This window comes from Pantoea eucrina (genome assembly GCF_001691555.1).
In the GTDB taxonomy this organism is placed as follows: domain Bacteria; phylum Pseudomonadota; class Gammaproteobacteria; order Enterobacterales; family Enterobacteriaceae; genus Pantoea; species Pantoea borealis.
Genome location: NZ_MAYN01000008.1, coordinates 205,716 through 227,589 on the forward strand (window position 1 = coordinate 205,716; position 21,874 = coordinate 227,589).

Below are 21,874 nucleotides of genomic sequence, written 5' to 3' on the forward strand. Positions count from 1 at the left end.
GCCCGTCCGGGCGCCTTTTTGTTAACGCATCGTCACAAACTCTTCCGCTGCGGTAGGGTGAATCGCCACGGTATTGTCGAAATCTTTTTTCGTGGCACCCATCTTCAGCGCCACGGCAAAGCCCTGCAGCATCTCATCCATGCCGCTACCGATGCCGTGAATACCAACAATCTTCTCTTCCGGGCCGACGCAGACCAGCTTCATGCGGCACGGCTGGCGATGCTGCGTGACCGCGGTATACATGGCGGTAAATGAGGATTTATAGACCTTCACCTGATCGTCGCCATACTGCTCACGCGCCTGCGGTTCGGTCAGGCCCACCGTGCCGATAGGCGGATGGCTGAATACCACGGTCGGGACATTGCTGTAGTCGAGATGCTCATCCGGCTTGTTGTTAAACAGACGCTCAGAGAGGCGGCGGCCTGCCGCTACTGCCACCGGCGTCAGCTCGACGGCACCGGTGTTATCGCCCACCGCATAAATGCCGGTAACGCTGGTATTCTGAAACTTATCGACCCGAATATAGCCTTTCTCATCAAGCGCAACGCCGGTCACGTCAAGGTTGAGATTATCGGTCGCCGGTTCGCGGCCCACGGCCCAGACCAGGCAATCCACCGTCTGTTCGCTGCCATTTTCCAGCTGCAGCGTCAGGCTGCCGTCGGCATTTTTCACCACGGCTTTTGGCGTCGCTTCGGTGTGCAGCTGCGGGCCTTCCGCCTGCATCACCTCCACCAGCGTTTCACTCAATAGCGGATCAAAACTGCGCAGCGGAGCGTGTTTACGCACAAACAGATGCGTTTCCGCGCCCAGCGCATTGACCACGCCTGCCAGCTCAACGGCAATATAGCCTGCACCCACGACGGCCACGCGCCGCGGCAAAGATTCCAGCTCAAAGAAACCGTCAGAATCGATGCCATATTCTGCACCCGGCACAGCAGGGCGCACCGGGCGTCCGCCGGTGGCGATCAGGATATGATCGGCGGTGATCGTTTCACCATTCACTTCCACCGTGTGCGCATCCACAAAGCGGGCAAAGCCTTTGATGACCTCGACCTTGTTTTTGCCCAGTACGTTGTCATAGGAGCTGTGAATGCGATCGATATAGGCGCTGCGGTTTTTTACCAGCGTGGCCCAGTCAAAGCGATTCACCGTGGTGTCAAAGCCATAATCCGGTCCGTACAGGTGAATAGCTTCGGCGATCTGCGCCGCATGCCACATGACCTTTTTCGGCACGCAACCGACGTTAACGCAGGTGCCACCCAGCTCTTTCGCTTCGATCAGCGCACACGTCTGGCCGTGCATGGCTGCACGATTAATGGAGGCGATGCCGCCGCTGCCGCCGCCGATAGCGAGGTAGTCAAAATGTCTGGTCATCCGTTGTTTCCGTCTGTTGAGAAAATATGGCGTAAAGTTTACCGCTACCTGACGGAGCGGCGCAAAGGTTCCGCCTATGATTATCAATTTGCGCGTAAGACCTCGCCCAATCGGGCGGGGATATAAGCGCGGTAACTGCGTAACATTCCTTGACCTTCTTACATAATGCGCCATAATATGTAAAGCATGAAACGCGCATATAAATACAGATTCTATCCAACACCCGATCAGATTGAGTTACTGGCTCAAACGTTCGGTTGTGTGCGTTTTGTCTATAACAGCATCTTGCGCTGGCGCACCGATGCTTATTACGAACGGCAAGAGAAGATCGGCTATACACAAGCCAGCGCACGATTAACCGCACTGAAAAAAGAGCCAGATTTTGCCTGGCTCAATGACGTTTCCAGCGTGCCACTACAGCAAGCCTTGCGCCACCAACAAGCCGCCTTTTCTAACTTCTTTGCAGGTCGGGCAAAGTATCCGACATTCAAAAGCAAGCGCCATAAACAGGCCGCTACGCTGACGGATGCCGCGTTTAAATACCGCGACGGCAAGTTGTACATGGCAAAGAGCAAAGCGCCTTTAGACGTGCGCTGGAGTCGCTCTTTGCCGTCCGTGCCGTCTACCGTCACCGTGTCCAAAGATTCAGCGGGGCGCTACTTTGTTTCGTGCCTCTGCGAGTTTGAACCTGTATCACTTCCGATCACCGCGTCCACGGTCGGCATTGATGTTGGTTTAAAAGATTTGTTCGTCACCGATACCGGATTCAAAACCGGCAATCCCCGCCATACTGCTAAATATGCGAAGCGATTAGCCCTGCTACAGCGACGTTTGAGCAAGAAACAAAAAGGCTCAAAGAACCGCGCCAAAGCCCGCGCCAAAGTCGCCCGCATTCACGTGAAAATTGCTGATTGCCGCCTGGATAACTTGCACAAGCTATCCCGCAAGCTCATTAACGAAAACCAAGTTGTTTGCGTCGAATCCCTGAAAGTGAAGAACATGATCCGTAACCCGAAGTTATCCAAAGCGATAGCAGACGCAAGCTGGGGTGAATTCGTGCGCCAGCTTGAATATAAGGGCGAATGGTCGGGGCGATCCGTGGTCGCCATTGACCAGTTTTTCCCGTCCTCAAAACGCTGTAGCGGTTGCGGCTATACCATGCCAAAGATGGCGCTTAACGTTCGTTCGTGGATCTGCCCTGAGTGCGGGGCTAACCATGATCGTGACGTAAACGCTGCGAAGAATATAAAAGCGGTCGGGCTGACCGCGTTAGCCCACGGAGCGACTGTAAACCCTAAAGCCGCGTAATGCGGCTTAGGTAGGTTGCGTTGAAGTAGGAATCCTCGCCCTTTAGGGCGGGGAGCAGTCAAGATAGAGTGAAATTTAGGTTTCGCTTACAGGTAAGGCTATTATGCATCTGACTTTTCTAGGCACCGGCGCGGGTGCGCCCAGTTTACAGCGCAACGTTACCGCGATCGCCCTGACGCTTTCAAAGCGTGGCGACACCTGGCTGTTTGACTGCGGTGAGGCGACGCAGCATCAGTTTATGCGCTCGGCGCTTCGCCCCGGCAAACTGGAGAAAATTTTCATTACGCACCTGCACGGCGATCACATCTTTGGCCTGCCGGGTCTGCTCACCAGCCGTTCAATGGCAGGCATGCCCGATCCGCTGACGATCTATGGACCTAAGGGACTGAAGGCGTTCGTTGAAAATGCGCTGAGCCTGAGCAGCTCCTGGACCACTTATCCGCTGGAAATTATAGAGATCGAGGCAGGTCTGGTGCTGGATAACGGCGAGTTCCGGGTGATCGCTTATCCGATGAACCACGTCGTGGAGTGCTATGGCTACCGCATTGAACAGCATGATAAGCCCGGATTTCTGGATGCTGCACGGCTGAAAGCCGAAGGCGTTCCGCGCGGTCCCTGGTATCAGGATTTAAAGCAGGGGAAAGTTATCCGTCTGGAGGACGGGCGCGAAATTAACGGCGCAGACTATCTGGGGCCCGCTACGTTAGGTAAAGTGCTGGCAATATTTGGCGATACCGCGCCGACCGACACCGCGCTGGCGCTGGCGGCCAATGCCGATGTAATGGTGCATGAAACCACGCTTGAAGCCGCAATGGCGGAAAAGGCCAACGAGCGGGGGCATTCAACAACGGTTCAGGCGGCAGCCGTGGCGCAGCAGGCGGGCGCCAGGCGTATGATCGCGACGCACTTCAGTTCGCGCTATCTCTCTGCGGATCGGGAAAAGCTGCTGGCAGAGTGCCAGTCGGTGTTTGCGGCAACCGAGCTGGCACACGATTTTGCTGTTATAGAGATTTAACGCGCCGGGCCGTTACTCTGGTACCACCTGCGTGACGCTATAGTGCCCGGTGCCGGCGGGCACCAGCGTTTTGTGCAGCCACGGCAGCAGCTCTTCCATCTGCGCTTTGAGTTTCCACGGCGGATTGATCACAATCATGCCGGAGGCGGTCATGCCGCGCTGGTCGCTGTCCGGACGCACTGCCAGCTCAATCTGCAGAATATTGCGGATACCGGTGGCTTCCAGATCGCGAAGCATATGTTTGATCTGCTGACGCATCACAACCGGATACCAGAGTGCATAAATACCGGTGGCAAAGCGCTTATAGCCTTCCTGAATCCCTTTCACCACCTCCTGGTAGTCGCTTTTCATCTCATAAGGGGGATCGATCAGGATCAGGCCGCGCCGCGCCGGCGGTGGCAGTTTCGCCTTCAGTTGCTGATAGCCATCGCCGCGTTCCACGCGCGCGCGCGCATCTTTGCTGAACTCATTGCGTAACAGCGGATAGTCGCTGGGATGCAGTTCGGTCAGCTGCAGCTTATCCTCTTCGCGCAGCAGATAACGGGCGATCAGCGGTGAACCTGGGTAGTAGCGCAGGGTGCCACCGGGATTCAGGTTACGCACCGCGTTCAGATAGGGTTTCAGCAGCGCGGGCGCGTCAGGCTGCTGCCAGATGCGGGCGATGCCTTCCAGATATTCACCCGTGCGCTCGGCGTGTGCGCTGCTCAGCTGATAGCGTCCGGCACCGGCGTGCGTATCCAGATAGAGAAAGGGCTTATCCTTCTCCATGAGTGCGGTCAGGATCAGGCTTTCAACGGTGTGTTTCAGCACGTCGGCATGGTTGCCGGCGTGAAAACTGTGGCGATAACTCAGCATAAAAAATGGGGGTCCGCAGTTGGATCAAAGGAGTTGACGATGGAATATGGCGCGATTATAGCCGGATCACAGAGAAATTGCTGCGCTTTCGCGGCACCCGACCCGGTGCTGCGGCTGCGCTGCGCAAACCGGAGCGGCTGCAGAAAAGCGCGACGGGCCGGCAAAATAGTAACGGGTCGATTTAGGCGAATGCTTAATTTGCTGTCAGATCGCGCCTGGAAATGCAATTTTGAGCGTTTTTTCCTACTTCTATTCCATTATACGGCATTGATTTTAATGTCCGGCGCCCGCATTTTAGTAAAATTGCGTAGCGCGAGTATTCGCGCCCATAATTCCATGATGAAAGGATCGCGCTTATGACTAACCCATTACTTACCCCTTTTACCCTGCCCCCTTTTTCTGCCATCAAACCTGAACATGTCGTGCCTGCCGTGACCGAGGTTCTTGAAGAGTGCCGCGATACGGTAGACCGTGTGGTGACGCGGGGAGCGCCTTACACCTGGGAGAGTCTGGTTCAGCCAATTGCAGAAGCAGACGATCGCCTGAGCCGTGTATTTTCACCGGTCAGCCATCTGAATGCGGTAAAAAATAATCCCGATCTGCGCGACGCTTTCGACAAAGCGCTGCCGCTGCTTTCTGAATATTCTACCTGGGTTGGCCAGCACGAGGGACTCTACAAGGCATACCGCAGCCTGAAGCAAAGCGAAAGCTTTGCTGCACTCAGCCCGGAGCAGCAGCGCGCTATTGATAACAGCCTGCGTGATTTCGAGCTGTCAGGCATCGGGCTGGAAAGAGACAAACAGCGGCGCTATGGCAAAATTATGGCGCGCTTGTCGGAGCTGGGCTCAGCCTACAGCAACAATGTGCTGGACGCGACCATGGGCTGGAGCAAGCTGGTCACCGATGAAGCTGAGCTGGCGGGCGTACCGGAAGATGCGCTTTCTGCCGCCCGTGAGCAGGCCAAACTTCGCAAGCAGGAAGGCTGGCTGCTGACGCTGGATATCCCGAGCTATCTGCCGGTTATCACCTATTGCGACAACGCCGCGCTGCGTGAAGAGCTGTACCGTGCATACGCCACGCGCGCTTCCGATCAGGGACCCAACGCAGGCAAATGGGACAACGGCCCGATAATGGAAGAGCAGCTGGCACTGCGCCATGAGCTGGCCCAGCTGCTTGGCTATGACTCTTATGCCGATAAGTCGCTGGTGACCAAAATGGCCGATAGCCCGTCTCAGGTGATCGACTTCCTGGGCGATCTGGCAAAACGCGCGCGTCCGCAGGCTGAACAGGAGCTGGCGCAGCTGCGCGAGTTTGCTAAAGAGGTGTACGGGGTTGATAACATGCAGCCCTGGGATATCACCTATTTTAGTGAAAAGCAGAAGCAGCATCTCTACGCGATCAGTGATGAACAGCTGCGTCCCTATTTCCCGGAAGCCCGCGTGTTAAAAGGTCTGTTTGAGGTCGTAAAACGTATCTACGGCATCAATGTAAAAGAGCGCAAAAACGTTGAGATCTATCATCACGATGTCCGCTTTTTCGACATCTTTGATGAAAGCGGTGAGCTGCGCGGCAGTTTTTATCTGGATCTCTACGCGCGCGAGCATAAGCGCGGTGGCGCCTGGATGGATAATTGCGTTGATAAAATGCGCAAAGCGGACGGCAGCCTGCAGAAGCCGATCGCCTACCTGACCTGTAATTTCAGCCAGCCGCTGGCGGGCAAACCTGCCCTGTTTACGCACGATGAAGTTATCACGCTGTTCCATGAATTTGGCCATGGTCTGCACCATATGCTGACGCAGGTTGAGGTTCCGGGAATATCGGGTATCAACGGCGTGCCGTGGGATGCGGTCGAACTGCCGAGCCAGTTTATGGAAAACTGGTGCTGGGAACCGGATGCACTGGATTTTATCTCTGGCCACTACGAAACCGGCGCTTCTCTGCCGGACGAGCTGCTGGAAAAAATGCTGAAAGCGAAGAACTATCACGCGGCGCTGTTTATTCTGCGTCAGCTTGAATTCGGACTGTTCGATTTGCGGCTCCATACGGGTTTTGACCCGCAGCACGGAGCGAAGGTGATGGACACCCTGCATGCGGTCAAAAAACAGGTTGCCGTTGTGGAAGCGCCACAGTGGGGACGCTTCCCGCATGCGTTCAGCCATATCTTTGCAGGCGGATATGCCGCCGGTTACTACAGCTATTTATGGGCCGACGTGCTGGCAGCCGATGCGTGGGCGCGCCTTAGCGATGAGGGTATCTTCAATCGTGAAACCGGTCAGGCTTTCCTTGACAATATCCTGACGCGCGGCGGTGCTGAAGAGCCGATGGAGCTGTTCAAACGCTTCCGCGGCCGGGAGCCGCAGCTTGATGCCATGCTGAAAAGCTACGGGATTCAGGGATAAACCGGCTGGTGAACATTGGTTTAGTGGATGAAACAGGCGCCGGAAACGGCGCCTTATTACAACTGGCAACGCGCTGGGGGCTTGAGCAGGATGAGACCGCGCCGCTCGCGCTGGTACTCACCCCTGCGCATCTTGAGCTGCGCAAGCGCGATGAGCCAAAGCTGGGCGGTATTTTCGTCGATTTTGTCTCCGGTGCCATGGCGCACCGGCGCAAATTTGGCGGCGGACGCGGTGAGGCGGTGGCCAAAGCGGTGGGTATTAAAGGCGGCTATCTGCCGGATGTGGTCGACGCAACGGCCGGTCTCGGACGCGATGCGTTTGTGCTTGCTGCGCTGGGGTGCCGGGTACGGATGCTGGAGCGCCACCCGGTGGTCGCCGCGCTGCTTGAGGATGGCCTGCAGCGCGGCTATGCCGATAGCGAAATTGGCGGCTGGCTGCGCGAGCGGCTGACGCTGCTGCACGTAGCGAGCCAGCAGGCGCTGAGCGATATCGCACCCGCGCCGGATGTGGTCTATCTCGATCCCATGTATCCGCACAGGCAGAAAAGTGCGATGGTAAAAAAAGAGATGCGCGTATTTCAGTCGCTGGTCGGAGCCGATGAGGATGCCGATGCGCTGCTGGAGCCCGCCCGTCGCCTGGCGAAAAAGCGTATCGTGGTTAAGCGTCCTGACTACGCGCCGCCGCTGGCAGGCGTGGCAACACAGTCTGCCGTGGTAACAAAAAGCCACCGCTTCGATATCTATCCGCCGCTAACCTGAAGCGGCAGAGCAGCAAAAATAAAACAGGCCGGTTCTTCCGGCCTGTTTTTTTATTCTTCTTCGGCGTCGCGCAGCGGCACAATCAGCATATCGATATGCACGGTGTTAATCAGCTGACGCGCGGATGACATCAGCTTGCTCCAGAAATCCTGGTGATGACCGCAGACCACCAGATCCACGTCATATTTCCGGATTGCATCCACCAGCACCTGGCCCAGATCGCCGCTGCCGCTCAGCGTTTCGCCAACCGGATAGCCTGCGCTGGCAGAGAGGGCTTTCAGGGCGCTGTGCGTCTCCTCAGAAATACGCTTCTGCATATCGCCGAGATTCACGTCAATCAGGCCGGTATAGAGATCGGAATAGTTAACGTCAACGTGAATAAGCGAGATTTTGGCGTCATAAGGGCGCGCCAGAGACACCGCTTTATCCACCAGCAGCTGGCTTTCCGGAGAGAGATCGACTGCAATCAGGATATGTTTATAGGCCATGATAAAACTCCTTTCTCAATATTCTGGGGGGCCACCCTCCCGCAAACCACGGCGGGCGTTTTCCTTAGCGCGAAGCGGCGATGATGCGCCGGTGACTCAATGAAACGGCAGGATCTGTTGTTATCTGCTGAGTATAGCCAGTGTCACCGGCAAATGCTGCACCGCTGCGCCTGAGTGTGATGACGATGCGCAGAGCAGGGAGCAGGTGTAGAGTGACGATACGCGTCGCTGGAAAAAATTTGAGCAGATATTCTACACTGAAATTGCGTGCCACTTTTCTCTGGTGGCGAGGCGCAGATCTGTAAAACAACAATGCCAATCTGCTTATCGATGGCTGGCTTATTTTCCACAGGACGTTTGCAGCACTTCCCCGCTGCAGAACACGTCATTGCGGTACCAGCCAGAAGGGGGAACTATGATCAGCACTATCGCGCTTTTTTGGGCTCTTTGTGTGGTTTGTCTGGTGAATATGGCGCGCTACTTCTCTTCTTTACGTGCGCTGCTTTACGTATTGCGCGGCTGCGATCCGCTGTTATACCAGTATGTTGACGGGGCTGGCTTTTTTACGTCTCACGGTCAGCCGGGCAAGCAGGTACGGCTGGTACGCTATATCTGGCTGAAACGCTATCTTGACCATCATGACGATGAGTTTATCCGCCGCTGCGAACGCGTACGCGGTCAGTTTGTGCTGACCAGCGGGCTCTGTTTTCTGGTCGTAGTGAGCCTGGTGGCCATGGCGATCTGGCAGTAAAACGGCCTCCTCATGCCGGACGCCGGCAATAAAAAAGGGCGACACGGTTGTCGCCCTTTTGCCGGAATACTGCGGTATCAGATCAGATGCAATGCAATCCAGTAGAGTCCGCCTGACAGCAAAATACAGACCGGCAGCGTGAAGATCCACGCCATGGCGATGTTTTTGATGGTGCGACTCTGCAGTCCGCCGCCGTCAACCAGCATGGTGCCGGCCACAGAGGAAGAGAGGATATGCGTGGTTGAAACCGGCATACCGGTATAGCTTGCCACCCCAATCGATAGGGCAGCCGTCACCTGCGCTGACATACCCTGCGCATAGGTCATGCCTTTCTTACCGATTTTTTCACCGATGGTTGTCGCCACACGCCGCCAGCCGATCATGGTGCCGATGCCCAGCGCCAGCGCCACGGCAACGATAATCCAGACTGGCGCATACTCGATAGTGCCAAGCAGATCGCCCTTCAGCTTGCTGAGGAAGCGCTTATCATCCGCGCCGGTTTCCGGCAGCTTGGCCGCTTTATCCGCAGTATCAGAGATGCACAGCAGCAGACGACGCATCTGGCTACGCTGATCGACAGAGAGCTGATCGTAGCTCTGCAGATTGTTCAGCAGGCCCTGAGCCCGACCGATTGCCTGCAGCGCACGCGCGCTGTCACAGTGGAACTCCTGCGGGCCGCTCGGAACTTCTTCCGGCGTTGGCAGTGCAGGCGGTGCCATCTGCACAATGTGCGTCAGTGAATCGCCGTGCTGGCGGTAATACTGTTCGAGATGATTAACCGCATCGCGCGTGCGGGTGATGTCATACCCTGACGCATTCATATTCACGACAAAACCCGCCGGAGCCACGCCGATCAGCACCAGCATGATCAGACCAATGCCTTTCTGTCCGTCGTTAGCGCCGTGTGAATAGCTGACGCCGATGGCCGAAACAATCAGCGCGATGCGCGTCCAGAACGGCGGCTTTTTCTTGCCGTCAATCTTTTCACGGTCAGCGGGAGTCATATGAATACGCGCGCGTTTCTTCGTACTGCTCCAGTAACGGCGCAGCAGGAAAATCAGGCCGCCGGCGATGATCAATCCAATAATCGGTGACAGGATCAGCGACAGAAAGATATTGATCACTTTCGGCAGATTGAGCGCATCCACCACAGAGGTGCCGGTCATCAGTGCATTGGTGAGACCAATACCGATAATCGCGCCAATCAGCGTATGAGAACTGGAGGCCGGCAGGCCCAGATACCAGGTGCCGAGGTTCCAGATAATGGCAGCCAGCAGCATGGAAAAGACCATGGCGAGGCCGTGCGCCGAACCGACATTCAACAGCAGATCGGTAGGAAGCATATGTACGATAGCGTAGGCCACGCTCAGACCGCCGAGCAGCACGCCAAAAAAGTTGAACACACCTGCCATCACCACTGCCAGCTGCGCCCGCATCGCACGGGTGTAGATGACGGTAGCGACCGCGTTGGCTGTGTCGTGGAAGCCGTTGATTGCCTCATAAAACAATACAAACAGCAGGGCAAGAACCAATAACAGGCCGGTACTCAGGTCAAGACCAGCAAACAGATGTAGCATAAACGTTACGCCATTTTGGAGGACATGAACGCGGCGCATTATCTGCGACAACGCACTGTATGGGAAAGAGAAATATAGCCTTTTTTTGTCTTAAAATGATAACCCGGAGGACAAAACAAGGTAAAAGAGCCTAAAAATGAAACAGTTACATTATGACATATTTACAGCATTTTTTTGAAGGTGGCGCAAAAAGCCGCAGATCACTACAATCAGCGCCTTTCGTAATCAGGTGGGCATCGCAGTGGAAAAGTTTGACGTTATCGTAATAGGGGCAGGCGCAGCCGGTATGTTCTGTGCAGCGCAGGCGGGACAGCGCGGGCGCCGCGTACTGCTGCTGGATAACGGCAAAAAAGCGGGCCGTAAGATCCTGATGTCAGGCGGCGGCCGCTGCAACTTTACGAATCTGTATACCGAGCCGGCGGCCTACCTGTCGCACAATCCGCACTTCTGCAAATCTGCGCTGGCGCGTTACACCCAGTGGGATTTTATCGATCTGGTTAACCGGTACGGCATCGCCTGGCACGAAAAAACGCTGGGTCAGCTGTTTTGCGACGACTCAGCGCAGCACATTGTCGATATGCTGCTGAAAGAGTGTGAGGCGGGTGCGGTGACGCTGCGGCTGCGCAGCGAAGTGCTGAGCACGGCACGCGACGGCGAGGGGTTCCGGTTGCAGCTTAATGGCACAGACGTATGGGCAGAGAAGCTGGTGATCGCCAGCGGCGGATTATCGATGCCGGGACTGGGTGCGTCGCCGTTTGGTTACAAAGTGGCAGAGCAGTTTGGTCTGCGCGTCTACCCGACCCGCGCCGGACTGGTGCCGTTTACGCTGCATAAACCGCTGCTGGAGCAGCTCAGCACGCTGTCGGGCGTTGCGCTGCCAGCCACCATTGAAGCGCAGGACGGCACGCTGTTTAAGGAAGCGATGCTGTTTACCCATCGCGGCCTCTCTGGTCCGGCAGTGCTGCAGATCTCCAGTTACTGGCAGCCAGGGGAGTTTGTCAGCGTTAACCTGTTGCCGGCACTGGCGCTGACGGATTACCTCGATGAGCAGCGCAGCGCGCACCCCAACCTCAGCCTGAAAAACAGCCTGGCGAAGATCCTGCCGAAGCGACTGGTGGAGGTCCTGCAGGCGATGAACCAGATCCCGGATGTCACCCTGAAGCAGCTCAACAGCAAACAGCAGGCTGAGCTGGCGCAGTTACTGCACCAGTGGCGCGTACAGCCAAACGGCACCGAAGGCTATCGCACCGCGGAGGTTACGCTGGGCGGTGTTGATACCACCCAGCTCTCTTCAAAAACCATGGAAGCGCGTGACGTACCGGGCCTCTATTTCATTGGCGAAGTCGCGGATGTGACCGGCTGGCTGGGTGGCTATAATTTCCAGTGGGCGTGGAGTTCTGCCTGGGCCTGCGCCCAGGCACTCTGAGCATTACTGGCGGCTCAGCAGCAGCTGGCCCAGCAGGCTGTCGCGGTTAACCACGCCATATTTCAGATTGGTAGCGAGATATTTGCGATCAAATCCGGTGAGCTTGGTCAGCGGCGGCAGCACGTCTGGCAGGCGATCAACCATCAGCATGCGGCTCAGCCGGACCGGGCGCCACTCGCTCAGACTTTGATAGAGCAGCGCGCTGGCTTCGCACTTACGCAGATAAAGGTTGTAATCATTGCTTTCGCGCAGCGCCTGCTGCTGTGCCAGATAAACCACCAGGTAATCAGGCGGCGTAATGCCCTGTACCAGGGTGTCATAGTCAGGCTGCGCCAGCAGCTGCCGGAAGAAAGCTTCAGCACCCAGCGTGACAATCGGGCGGAAATAGTGCAGCCAGCGACCAATAAAAGCATTATGCGCCGGGGCCGCAAGGAACCACGACTCAATCACCGGATACGCCATATCGTGCGTTGAGCCGGCCCGGTAAAATGCAATCAGGTCGTAACGCGCATCGGCGTTAACGGCCAGCAGTGCATCCAGCGTCTGGTTGAGAATAATGGTGGCGTCCATCCAGATGCCGCCATAGCGATAAAGCAACTCCAGCCGGATGACATCGCTTTTGTGCGACGGACGCATATCGGGATGCGTAAACTGCAGGTCCGGCAGATAGCGGGCGAGATTGCGATTGTTGATCACCGTCATCTGATAACCCGGGTTTTCCCGGACAATTTTATCCACAAAAATCTGCACTTCAGCGGGCAGCGTTTCGCTCTCCCAGTACATCCAGATCTGCTGCGGGATCGGCGTGCCGGTGGCGGGCTGGCTGCACATATTGATATCCTGCTCATCGCGCGGATTATAGCTTGCCAGCTGTTTACGCCGCGTCAGCATCTTCTCTGCCCGCAGACCCAGCGAGACCAGATGAGTTTTAAGATTATTTTTGTTCATGCTTTTTCCTGTCGCAGGCCGTCAGCTATCGCAGTTTTTATGCAGGCAAAAAAACTGGCCCTGTGGCAACGTCCTGAATGCACCCTGAGCGGCGCGAAATGAAGGTTAAAATTAACAAAGGGCGGGAAGTTGCTCAATCAATAAACCGTAAAACAACAACTTTAAGAGAATCCGCAGAAACCAGCGCTGATGGCCGATACGCGCGGGTAGCCATGCCGCTAATCTGCTATTATCGGCAGGTTTTTTACTCCGCTGATGCTGTGACACTATGTTAAAAATGAAATTTCTGCTGCCGGTTCTGCTTTTGCTGAGCGCCGCAGTATGGTGGCTGATGCCACATTATGATGATGAAGATAAAGCTTATTATATTGCCGTATTTTGTACGCTGACGCACGACGGGCGCGATAACAGCCCGCAGGCGATGCAGCAGATTATTGAAGGCAGTAACTCCGATTATGCCCTGCAGAAAATCCGCTTTAAGGCTGATCTGGCAACACATCTGCAGCAGGTGTGGCAGGATCTGACCTTGCCGCAGCAGCAGCAGGCGCATCAGGAAGCGCTGCGCTGCCGGCAGCTCATGTCAGCCGTGATGCTGCCGGGTAAGCCAGTAGAGTAGAGGCTATAGCGCTGATCCGCGGCAGACGCAAAGCGTCTCACCGGATGGTTATGCCGTGTCTTCCTCCGGAGAACCCGGCTGACCCTCCATCCGCCGGCAAATTGCGCAGGGGTCATCACTGCTGCGGAGTTGCGCTTCCGCTTCGCGGCATAGCCTGCGTCTGCGGCACTGCAGTGGTGTGCAGCCCAGCGTCTGCTTAAACGAACGGGTCAGTGATTGCTGACTTTCAAAATGGTATTTCAGCGCCAGGCGAATTATCGGCGTGTCACTGTATTTAAGGTCGGCAATACACTGTGTCAGCTTTTTCCTGCGAATATAGCGCGCCAGGGTTTCACTATAATAGCGGGCAAATAATTTCTGCAGATACCATTTCGAATATCCTGATTTCTGTGCGATATCGTCGATGCTTAAGCGTTGCTCCAGATTGTCAGTGAGCCACTCTTTGATCGTGGTGATAACCTGCTGATTATATTTCTGCTTCATGCCGATGTTTTCCTTCACGCGTCATCATGAAAGTCAATTAAACGGTATAAAGCAGAGGCGTGCTAAATTATTTTTTGAGTTTTAAGTAATATATTTTTATATCGGGAATAGTCTTGTATTTATATAAGTGATTTATCGCGCCTTCTGGAAATAACAGAATAAAAGCAGCGTTAATTATTTTAATTTATGCTCAGAAAGCATTATTCGCGTGTGTATGATTATTGAGTAAGGCCAGCCCGGCGTTAGCGATCGCCGGGCTGTAAAATGCTTATCAGAGCAGCTTTTGCTCGGCGAGATCCAGCGCAAAGTAGCTGAATATCAGGTCGGCACCGGCACGCTTAATGGCGCCCAGGCTTTCCAGAACGACATTACGCTCGTCAATGGCGCCCGCCTGCGCGGCGAACTTGATCATCGCATATTCACCGCTCACCTGGTAAGCCGCCAGCGGCAGCGTGGTGCGTTCGCGAATATCACGCAGAATGTCGAGATAGGCACCGGCAGGTTTAACCATCAGTGAATCCGCACCTTCCGCTTCATCCAGCAGGGATTCACGGATCGCCTCGCGACGGTTCATCGGGTTCATCTGATACGTTTTGCGATCGCCTTTCAGCGCCGTGCCTGCCGCTTCACGGAACGGGCCGTAGAACGAGGACGCAAACTTAGTGGAGTAAGACATGATCGCCGTATCGGTAAAGCCCGCCCCATCCAGCGCCTGACGGATCGCCTTAACCTGACCATCCATAGCCGCTGAGGGAGCGATAAAGTCAGCACCTGCCTGTGCGGCAACCACCGCCTGTTTACCCAGATTAATCAGCGTCTGGTCATTATCCACACCGTGATCGCACAGCACACCGCAGTGGCCGTGGCTGGTGTATTCACAGAAGCAGGTATCGGACATCACGATCATCTCCGGCACCGTCTCTTTACAGATGCGCGCCATACGCGCCACCAGGCCATTTTCCTGCCACGCGTCGCTGCCGGTAGCGTCGGTATGATGGGAAATACCGAAGGTCATGACAGAACGGATACCCGCTTTGGCAATACGCTCAATTTCATACGCCAGACGTTTTTCCGGAATACGCATCACGCCCGGCATGGCGTTGATCGGGACGTAATCATCCACCTCTTCTTCGACAAAGATCGGCAGCGCCAGATCGTTGATGCTGAGGCCGGACTCCTGGAACATTGTGCGCATTGACGCGCTTTTACGCAGCCTTCTCGGGCGCTGGATCAGATTAAATTCAGACATGCTCACACAACTTATTCGGATGAAAATAGTGACTACAGTTTACTCTTTTTCGCGCCGGGTAATGAAGAATGTGTGCTGCTGACAGGTTCAGGCGGGAGATAAAAAAGTCCCGCCGGGCGGCGGGACTGGTGGATATTACTCTTTAATAACCGGATGCTGGTCGACCAGATTGCGACGTTTAGCCTCAAGGCGTGCAATCTCTGCATCAATATCTTCAATCTTCTGTTCGATATTGTCGTGATGCTCCTGCAGGATCTCACGCGCTTCATCAAGGTCAGATGCCGCAGGCGTGGCGCCACGCAGGGGCTTGTTCGCCGTCTCTTTCATATAGAGACCGGTAATCAGGCCCACCACAGCCACCACCATCAGATAGTAAGCTGGCATATAGAGATTATTGGTCGCTTCTACTGCCCAGGCGGTCACGGTTGGCGTCAGGCCGGCAACCAGAATCGAGATGTTGAATGCACTGGCGAGCGCACTGTAGCGAATATGCGTCGGGAACATCGCCGGCAGGGAAGAGGCCATCACGCCGGTAAAGGCGTTGAGGATCACTGCCAGCAGCAGCAGGCCGGCAAAAATCAGCCCCAGCACGTTGCTGTTGATAAGCGTAAACGCAGGGATGGCACAGAAGAACAGCGCAATACTGCCGAGAATGATAAACGGACGACGGCCAAAGCGGTCGCTCAGCATACCCATTACCGGCTGTACAAACAGCATACCCATCATGATGGCGATGATGATCAGCACCCCATGATCTTCCGAGTAGTGCAGGTTATGCGACAGGTAGCTCGGCATGTAAGTCAGCAGCATGTAGTAGGTCACGTTGGTAGCAAGCACCAGACCGATACAGGCCAGCAGACTTTTCCAGTGTTTGGTGGCGATCTCTTTAAATGACACTTTCGGGCCATCGCGCAGACCATCACGGTCACCCTGCTCCAGACCTTCAACGTGCTGCTGGAAAGCCGGGGTCTCTTCCAGCGCATGACGCAGGTAGAGGCCAATCAGACCCAGCGGCAGTGCCAGGAAGAAAGGTACGCGCCAGCCCCACTCAAGGAAGTTATCTTCCCCGATGATGGTTGAGAGCAGCACCACAACGCCTGCACCCAGTACGAAACCGGCGATAGAACCAAAGTCGAGCCAGCTGCCCATAAAGCCGCGCTTACGGTCCGGGGAGTACTCTGCGACAAAAATCGATGCGCCGGTATACTCGCCGCCGACCGAGAAGCCCTGTGCCATTTTGGCCAGCAGCAGCAGAATCGGTGCCCAGATGCCAATGGAGGCGTAGGAGGGGATCAGGCCGATACAGAACGTACTGATCGACATAATAACAATGGTGATAGAAAGAATTTTCTGCCGGCCATACTTGTCACCCAGCATGCCGAAGAAGAGCCCGCCCAGCGGACGGATCAGGAAGGGAACCGAAAAGGTACCCAGCGCCGCGATCATCTGCACGCCCGGGGAGGCGTCAGGGAAAAAGACTTTACCCAGCGCATAGGCAACAAAGCCATAGACACCAAAATCGAACCACTCCATCGCATTGCCCAGCGATGCTGCAGTAATAGCCTTGCGTAAGCGGGCGTCATCAATAATGGTGACGTCATCCAGCCCGATAGGTTTTACACGCTTCCTACGTAATTTCATGATGTTACCCTGTATTGGAATTCGAAAAATCCTCAACGCCGCAGGCTGTTTGCTATCAACTCAGTCCGCGGCGTTGAGAAGATTAAAGCATAGCCGTGAAAAAGGGTTTTCCCCTGGCCAGCCACAGCAATTATTACTCAGGTAATTATTGCGAACCGCGACAGAGTATACCGTTTTTATGTGATATTTGTCATGTTTTCACCAGTAAGTGGTTACTTTTTAACTAATTATATGGTCGTAAAGCAGTGTCATAAGGGTGAAAAATATTTTACTTTTTTTGACATAACCCACACACCATGCGGGCTGCGGCGGGAATTAATGCGGGGCGGAAGTCATACCGGAAAGCGGCTGAGTACCGTGCTCTTCCATCCAGCGGAGGAACGTCTGGCTGGCAACAGGACGGGCATAATAATAGCCCTGAATAAAGGTGACCTGACGCTGCTGCAGATACGTGAGCTGCAGCGCGGTTTCTACCCCTTCGCCCAGCACCTCCAGCTTCAGTTTGTGGCAAAGATTGATAATGGCATCCAGCACCGGCGTTTCTATCTCCAGCCCTTCAATGGCATTGATAAAGCCGCGATCGATTTTCAGATAGTCAAGCGGGAAGGTCATCAGGTAGGAAAGGGAGCAGTGTCCGGTGCCAAAATCATCAATGGCGACTTTCATGCCCTGCGCCTGCAGAAAACGCAGCTTGCGCGCGACTGCTTCGCCATCCTTAATCAAACTGCGCTCGGTAAGTTCAAGGGTGATCAGCATCTGCTTGTCGCGGATAGCCTGCGCAAATTGCATGATGTCCTGAGTAAAGTCTGCGTGTTGCAGATGATCTGCCGCCAGATTAAAACCGAGGTGAAAACCCGGCATCACCGGCCAGCTGGCAATATCTTCACTCATCAGTTCCAGCAGATGCCGGGTGAGATCCACAATCACCCCCTCCGACTCCGCGTGCGTAATAAAAATATCGGGCCGCACCATTTCACCATTGGGCAGCTGCCAGCGCAGCAGCGCCTCGGCCCCTGAACAGCGGGCAAGCGTATTGTTGTAAACCGGCTGATAGTGAACAGAAAACTGACGATTACGCATGGCGCGGCGGATCTCATCGGCCCAGGAAATACGCCGGCGCAGCCAGTTCGCCGTCAGTATCATCAGCATGATCGAGAAGATGGAAGCCATCGGCAGGAAGATAAACAGCGCCTGCCGCCAGGCGGCGATCAGCTCTGCCGGAGGCACAATTACGCTAACGCGAATAGGATAACGCTGTGATTCGCGCTGAAACGGCGTGCTCTGCATATAGCGTTCAGCGGGTGCTTCACTCTTACCGCTGGCGATAATTGCGCCCTCGCCGAACTGCAGGCTCATTTGATAGCCGCGTGACTCTCCCATTGCGTGCATAAAGTCCATCAGATACTGGCCATCAATGACCGCCCAGACGCCGCTGCTGTCCGGTAACTGGCGTACAAATATGACTGCCGGACGATGCGGTACGCCCGAGGTGCCTGGCAGCGAGAGGCTCCACGAAGCTTTACCGGTTACCGGTAGCGGACGCATCATCATCGCTTCAAGCGTGCCGTCACTGATGCCGTAAGCAGAGGAGCAGGTGATGTTATCGCCCTGCAAGATCCCCACCGACCGGAAATAGGCGTTGAGCGTGCCGATACGCTGCAGGTGCTGTTCAATGTTACTGCAGGGGCGAGACGGGTATTGTCCCAGTTCAGCAATCATGTTCCAGGCGTTGTCGCTCATCTTTTCTGCCTGAGCCAGCAAAATAGTGGCTGTCGCCACCTGCTGCTGCCGGACCATATGGCGCGCCTCAATCGCCGTACAGACGATACCCAGTACCAGCGGCAGGAGTCCGGCGCAGACAATATAGAGCCAGCCAAAATCACGACGTTTTTTTCGCAGAGGCACCAGACTCTCCTCGGTGGGGTTAGGCGTTTATCCGCCGCGCCAGCAGCATAACATCTTATTGACGCTGTGCAGGGCAGCGATTCGCCGGCTGTGCAGTCAGCCGGCGCTGATGATCGCTGCCCGTTGCGCTTAATGCCCGCTTTTTTCTGCTCCGTTTGGATTTATTCAGCAGATAACTCGCGATCTTACAGTTAAAAGCAACGATAACGCGGTATTCCCCGGTAAAAGAAAAACGGCAGCGGAACCAGAGACTATCTGCTCTGTCGCGGTGGTTCGCGCCGTTTCAGACGTGGCCTGCCGGTGCCCAGCATGATCGCCAGACGGCTGCCGCCCGGCGTGGTTTCCATCAAAATTTTTGTCACGCTGGTCAGCGGCACCGAGAGCAGCATGCCGACCGGCCCCAGCAGCCAGCCCCAGAAGATCAGGGACAGAAAGACCACCAGCGTGGAAAGGCCCAGCCCGCGTCCCATCAGACGCGGTTCCAGCATATTGCCAAATACCATATGGATTGCGCTGAACAAAAACGCGACCAGCATCGCATCGTAAATATCGTTCAGCACCAGAGCCTGAATAAAGGGCGGAATGCCGGCGATAATCGGGCCGATATTGGGGATAAAATTAAGAATAAAGGCAACCACCCCCCAGAACAGCGCAAACTTCACGTCCAGCAGCAGCAGCACCAGCCACACGGAGAATCCGGTTATCAGACTCACCAGCGTTTTCAGCGCCAGATAGTGGGTCACGCCTTTGAGCGCTTTGTGCAGGCCCGCGATGCGGATTTGCGGGTTAGTCAGGGCGTTACGCATTTTATAGGGCAGGTGATGCACTTCAAACAGCATAAAGACCACGGTCAGGATCAGTAGCACTATATTGGTCATCGCGCCGGAAAACTGCGCCAGTACCGTGGTCGCCATGTTCATGATCAGATTCGGATCAAAGTGCTGCGCCAGCGTTTCGGTTGAAATATTAATGTGAAAACCGGCTGCCAGATGCTGGATCACCGTAAGTTTCTGCTCCAGCATGGCGCGGATTTGCGGATAGGTATCGCTGAACTCTCCGACTGAACTTGCCAGTACAGCCACCAGCAGCAGCATCATAATAAAGATAACGGTGATAACCAGTGAGATGGCCACACCGCGTCGTAAACCACGACGCATCAGTGTACTGACCAGCGGATTCAGCACGATAGCCAGAAAGCTGGCGAGCAGAAAGGGCACCAGTATGTCTGACGCGGCGCGGACGCCAGCCAGAATAATCACTAACATCGCCAGCTTGACCAGAATATTCTGGCCAATTCTCTCCTGTGGCTTTTCGTTCATTGCTGCTCCTGAGGGGATTTTTTCTGATCCAAGTGTAGCCGAAGGCGGGTAAGAGGTTGTTTATACACATGCAGGCAGCAGAGACGCCAGGGCACAGCGCCAGAAAGAGGGCGGCAATCCAGGGCGTTCAGCAGATGCATACCCTCTGAAAAGGCGTATAGTTAATTTTCTGTTATCAAATGCCTGTCGTGAGCGCGTTTATTTATGCCTGACCTGCCTGCTGCTGCAGAGCACAGCCGTCTCCGGCTGAATCTGCAGATTCTGTCTGTCGTAAAATTTAATTTTGCCACCTATCTGACCATCGGACTGCCGCTGGCGGTGCTGCCCGGGTTCGTACATGACAATCTGGGGTATAGCGCGTTCTGGGCCGGGGTGGTCATCAGTCTGCAGTATATCGCCACGCTGCTCAGCCGGCCCTATGCCGGACGCTTTGCCGACAGCTGGGGACCTAAACGCGTTGTGGTACTGGGGCTGGCAGGCAGCCTGCTAAGCGGCCTCTGTATGCTGCTCTCCGCTCTGACGCAGGAGCAGGCGTTACTCAGTCTGACGCTGCTCTGCCTGGGACGCATTATTCTCGGCGTCGGTCAGAGCTTTTGCGGCACCGGCACGTCGCTCTGGGGCGTGGCAAAAGCGGGCTCTTTGCACATCGGGCGTGTGATTTCCTGGAACGGAATCGTGACCTACGGTGCCATGGCGCTGGGGGCACCGTTGGGTGTCGCGTTGTTTCGCAGCGGCGGACTGCTGCAGCTCTCAGGGGTAATTGTGGCCATTAGTCTGCTGGCGATGGTGCTGGCGCTGCCACGGGCAGCGGTCAAAGGCAGTAAAGCGCGCCCGCTGCCGTTCCGGGCGGTACTGGGCAAAATATATGGTTTTGGACTGCTGCTGGCGATGGGATCGGCCGGATTTGGCGTGATTGCGACCTTTATTACCCTGTTTTACCGCGAACGTGGCTGGGATGGCGCGGCTTTTGCCCTGACGCTGTTCAGCAGTGCGTTCGTGGGCATGCGCCTGCTGTTTCCGGATGCGATTAACAAATGGGGCGGGCTGCGCGTCGCCAGCGTCTGCTTTGCCATTGAGGCCGCGGGCCTGTTTCTGGTCGCAGGCGCAGCCGAACCGTGGATGGCAAAGCTGGGGGCTTTTCTGACCGGCGCAGGATTTTCCCTGGTATTTCCGGCTATCGGCGTCGTTGCGGTTAAAGCGGTGCCGCAGCAAAACCAGGGCAGTGCGCTGGCAACCTATACCGCATTTATGGATCTGGCGCTGGGCATCACAGGGCCACTCGCCGGCCTGATCATGAACTACGCCGGCGTATCACTGGTCTATCTGCTGACGGCGCTGCTGGTCTGTATTGCGCTGGGCTGCACGCTGCATATGATGAAATCCCGCCTGCAGGATGACGCAGATACGCCATAAAAAAAGGCCCCCGACCGGGGCCAGCAACGGCAAATGTATCCTGAAAGGACACCAATAAGGATCGCTGAGACATCTGCAGAGGCAAATGCACTGATGGAAAACAATAAGAACATTTATTTCATAATAATTGAATATTGAAACGTAAAAGATTAGATCCGCTTCGCAAAATTGTGCATTTGATTTCATTAAGCGCGCGCAATTTTTTGTCTGAGGTGCTGGACAGCGGCCCGCCAGCCAGAAAAAATGCGATCCAGTCCGCTAAAAGTAAATCTTTCAAAAAAGAGTATTTGAAAAATTTATTTCATTGTAATAGCTTCATAGCACGCTTTTCATCTCACCTGCCCGGGTA

At 55.3% G+C, this 21,874-nt stretch carries 19 protein-coding genes; 8 read left to right on the forward strand and 11 right to left on the reverse strand.

What is annotated here, in order from left to right; translation table 11 throughout:
- Positions 1 to 21 precede the first annotated feature (21 nt).
- Positions 22 to 1,374, reverse strand: a complete 1,353-nt coding sequence (gorA, locus tag BBA90_RS07110) for a glutathione-disulfide reductase (RefSeq protein WP_065648523.1) — start codon at positions 1,372 to 1,374, stop codon at positions 22 to 24.
- A gap of 186 nt (positions 1,375 to 1,560) precedes the next feature.
- On the opposite strand from gorA, the gene BBA90_RS07115 reads away from it, so the two are divergent.
- Both BBA90_RS07115 and rnz read left to right on the forward strand, forming a co-directional pair.
- Positions 1,561 to 2,682, forward strand: coding sequence for an RNA-guided endonuclease InsQ/TnpB family protein (locus tag BBA90_RS07115; protein WP_065648524.1), 1,122 nt, complete (start codon positions 1,561 to 1,563; stop codon positions 2,680 to 2,682).
- Between the two features lie 103 nt (positions 2,683 to 2,785).
- Positions 2,786 to 3,697 (forward strand): ribonuclease Z, encoded by a 912-nt coding sequence (gene rnz, locus BBA90_RS07120; protein WP_065648525.1) that lies wholly within the window; start codon positions 2,786 to 2,788, stop codon positions 3,695 to 3,697.
- Between the two features lie 12 nt (positions 3,698 to 3,709).
- On the opposite strand, the gene BBA90_RS07125 is transcribed toward rnz, so the two are convergent.
- Entirely contained in the window at positions 3,710 to 4,552 is an 843-nt protein-coding gene (locus BBA90_RS07125; RefSeq protein ID WP_065648526.1) for a 23S rRNA (adenine(2030)-N(6))-methyltransferase RlmJ, read from the reverse strand.
- A gap of 356 nt (positions 4,553 to 4,908) precedes the next feature.
- Here BBA90_RS07125 and prlC point away from each other — a divergent pair, with 356 nt between their 5' ends.
- Entirely contained in the window at positions 4,909 to 6,951 is a 2,043-nt protein-coding gene (gene prlC, locus BBA90_RS07130; protein ID WP_065648527.1) for an oligopeptidase A, read from the forward strand.
- Positions 6,952 to 6,959: 8 nt separating this feature from the next.
- Positions 6,960 to 7,709 (forward strand): 16S rRNA (guanine(1516)-N(2))-methyltransferase RsmJ, encoded by a 750-nt coding sequence (gene rsmJ, locus BBA90_RS07135; RefSeq protein WP_065648528.1) that lies wholly within the window; start codon positions 6,960 to 6,962, stop codon positions 7,707 to 7,709.
- A gap of 50 nt (positions 7,710 to 7,759) precedes the next feature.
- Here rsmJ and uspA read toward each other — a convergent pair whose 3' ends face one another.
- Positions 7,760 to 8,197: a universal stress protein UspA gene (uspA, locus tag BBA90_RS07140; protein ID WP_065648529.1), complete on the reverse strand. Its 438-nt coding sequence runs from the start codon at positions 8,195 to 8,197 to the stop codon at positions 7,760 to 7,762.
- A gap of 64 nt (positions 8,198 to 8,261) precedes the next feature.
- A complete protein-coding gene (locus tag BBA90_RS19295) occupies positions 8,262 to 8,471 on the reverse strand; it encodes a hypothetical protein (protein ID WP_167350665.1) in 210 nt (69 codons plus the stop codon).
- A gap of 141 nt (positions 8,472 to 8,612) precedes the next feature.
- Here BBA90_RS19295 and uspB point away from each other — a divergent pair, with 141 nt between their 5' ends.
- Positions 8,613 to 8,948: a universal stress protein UspB gene (gene uspB / locus BBA90_RS07145; RefSeq protein ID WP_065648530.1), complete on the forward strand. Its 336-nt coding sequence runs from the start codon at positions 8,613 to 8,615 to the stop codon at positions 8,946 to 8,948.
- 77 nt (positions 8,949 to 9,025) lie between these two features.
- Here uspB and pitA read toward each other — a convergent pair whose 3' ends face one another.
- A complete protein-coding gene (gene pitA / locus BBA90_RS07150) occupies positions 9,026 to 10,525 on the reverse strand; it encodes an inorganic phosphate transporter PitA (RefSeq protein WP_065648531.1) in 1,500 nt (499 codons plus the stop codon).
- A 241-nt stretch (positions 10,526 to 10,766) separates the two neighbouring features.
- Between pitA and BBA90_RS07155 the strand changes: the two genes are divergently transcribed.
- The gene (locus BBA90_RS07155) at positions 10,767 to 11,951 is read left to right on the forward strand and encodes an NAD(P)/FAD-dependent oxidoreductase (RefSeq protein WP_075050717.1); all 1,185 of its coding nucleotides are present in this window, start codon (positions 10,767 to 10,769) and stop codon (positions 11,949 to 11,951) included.
- A 3-nt stretch (positions 11,952 to 11,954) separates the two neighbouring features.
- Here BBA90_RS07155 and BBA90_RS07160 read toward each other — a convergent pair whose 3' ends face one another.
- Positions 11,955 to 12,899, reverse strand: coding sequence for a glycosyltransferase family 32 protein (locus BBA90_RS07160; RefSeq protein WP_065648533.1), 945 nt, complete (start codon positions 12,897 to 12,899; stop codon positions 11,955 to 11,957).
- A gap of 268 nt (positions 12,900 to 13,167) precedes the next feature.
- Between BBA90_RS07160 and BBA90_RS07165 the strand changes: the two genes are divergently transcribed.
- The gene (locus tag BBA90_RS07165; protein ID WP_065648534.1) at positions 13,168 to 13,515 is read left to right on the forward strand and encodes a hypothetical protein; all 348 of its coding nucleotides are present in this window, start codon (positions 13,168 to 13,170) and stop codon (positions 13,513 to 13,515) included.
- Positions 13,516 to 13,563: 48 nt separating this feature from the next.
- Here BBA90_RS07165 and BBA90_RS07170 read toward each other — a convergent pair whose 3' ends face one another.
- The 5 genes from BBA90_RS07170 to BBA90_RS07190 form a co-directional block, all read right to left on the reverse strand.
- Positions 13,564 to 13,998 (reverse strand): helix-turn-helix domain-containing protein, encoded by a 435-nt coding sequence (locus tag BBA90_RS07170; protein WP_065648535.1) that lies wholly within the window; start codon positions 13,996 to 13,998, stop codon positions 13,564 to 13,566.
- A 271-nt stretch (positions 13,999 to 14,269) separates the two neighbouring features.
- Positions 14,270 to 15,247, reverse strand: a complete 978-nt coding sequence (hemB, locus tag BBA90_RS07175) for a porphobilinogen synthase (RefSeq protein WP_065648536.1) — start codon at positions 15,245 to 15,247, stop codon at positions 14,270 to 14,272.
- 135 nt (positions 15,248 to 15,382) lie between these two features.
- Positions 15,383 to 16,888 (reverse strand): glycine betaine/L-proline transporter ProP, encoded by a 1,506-nt coding sequence (gene proP / locus BBA90_RS07180; RefSeq protein WP_065648537.1) that lies wholly within the window; start codon positions 16,886 to 16,888, stop codon positions 15,383 to 15,385.
- A gap of 315 nt (positions 16,889 to 17,203) precedes the next feature.
- Entirely contained in the window at positions 17,204 to 18,793 is a 1,590-nt protein-coding gene (locus tag BBA90_RS07185; protein WP_065648538.1) for an EAL domain-containing protein, read from the reverse strand.
- Positions 18,794 to 19,044: 251 nt separating this feature from the next.
- Positions 19,045 to 20,112 carry an AI-2E family transporter gene (locus BBA90_RS07190; protein ID WP_065648539.1) on the reverse strand — a complete coding sequence of 356 codons (1,068 nt, stop codon included), beginning with the start codon at positions 20,110 to 20,112 and terminating at the stop codon, positions 19,045 to 19,047.
- Between the two features lie 204 nt (positions 20,113 to 20,316).
- On the opposite strand from BBA90_RS07190, the gene BBA90_RS07195 reads away from it, so the two are divergent.
- The gene (locus BBA90_RS07195) at positions 20,317 to 21,525 is read left to right on the forward strand and encodes an MFS transporter (RefSeq protein WP_065648540.1); all 1,209 of its coding nucleotides are present in this window, start codon (positions 20,317 to 20,319) and stop codon (positions 21,523 to 21,525) included.
- Positions 21,526 to 21,874 lie beyond the last annotated feature (349 nt).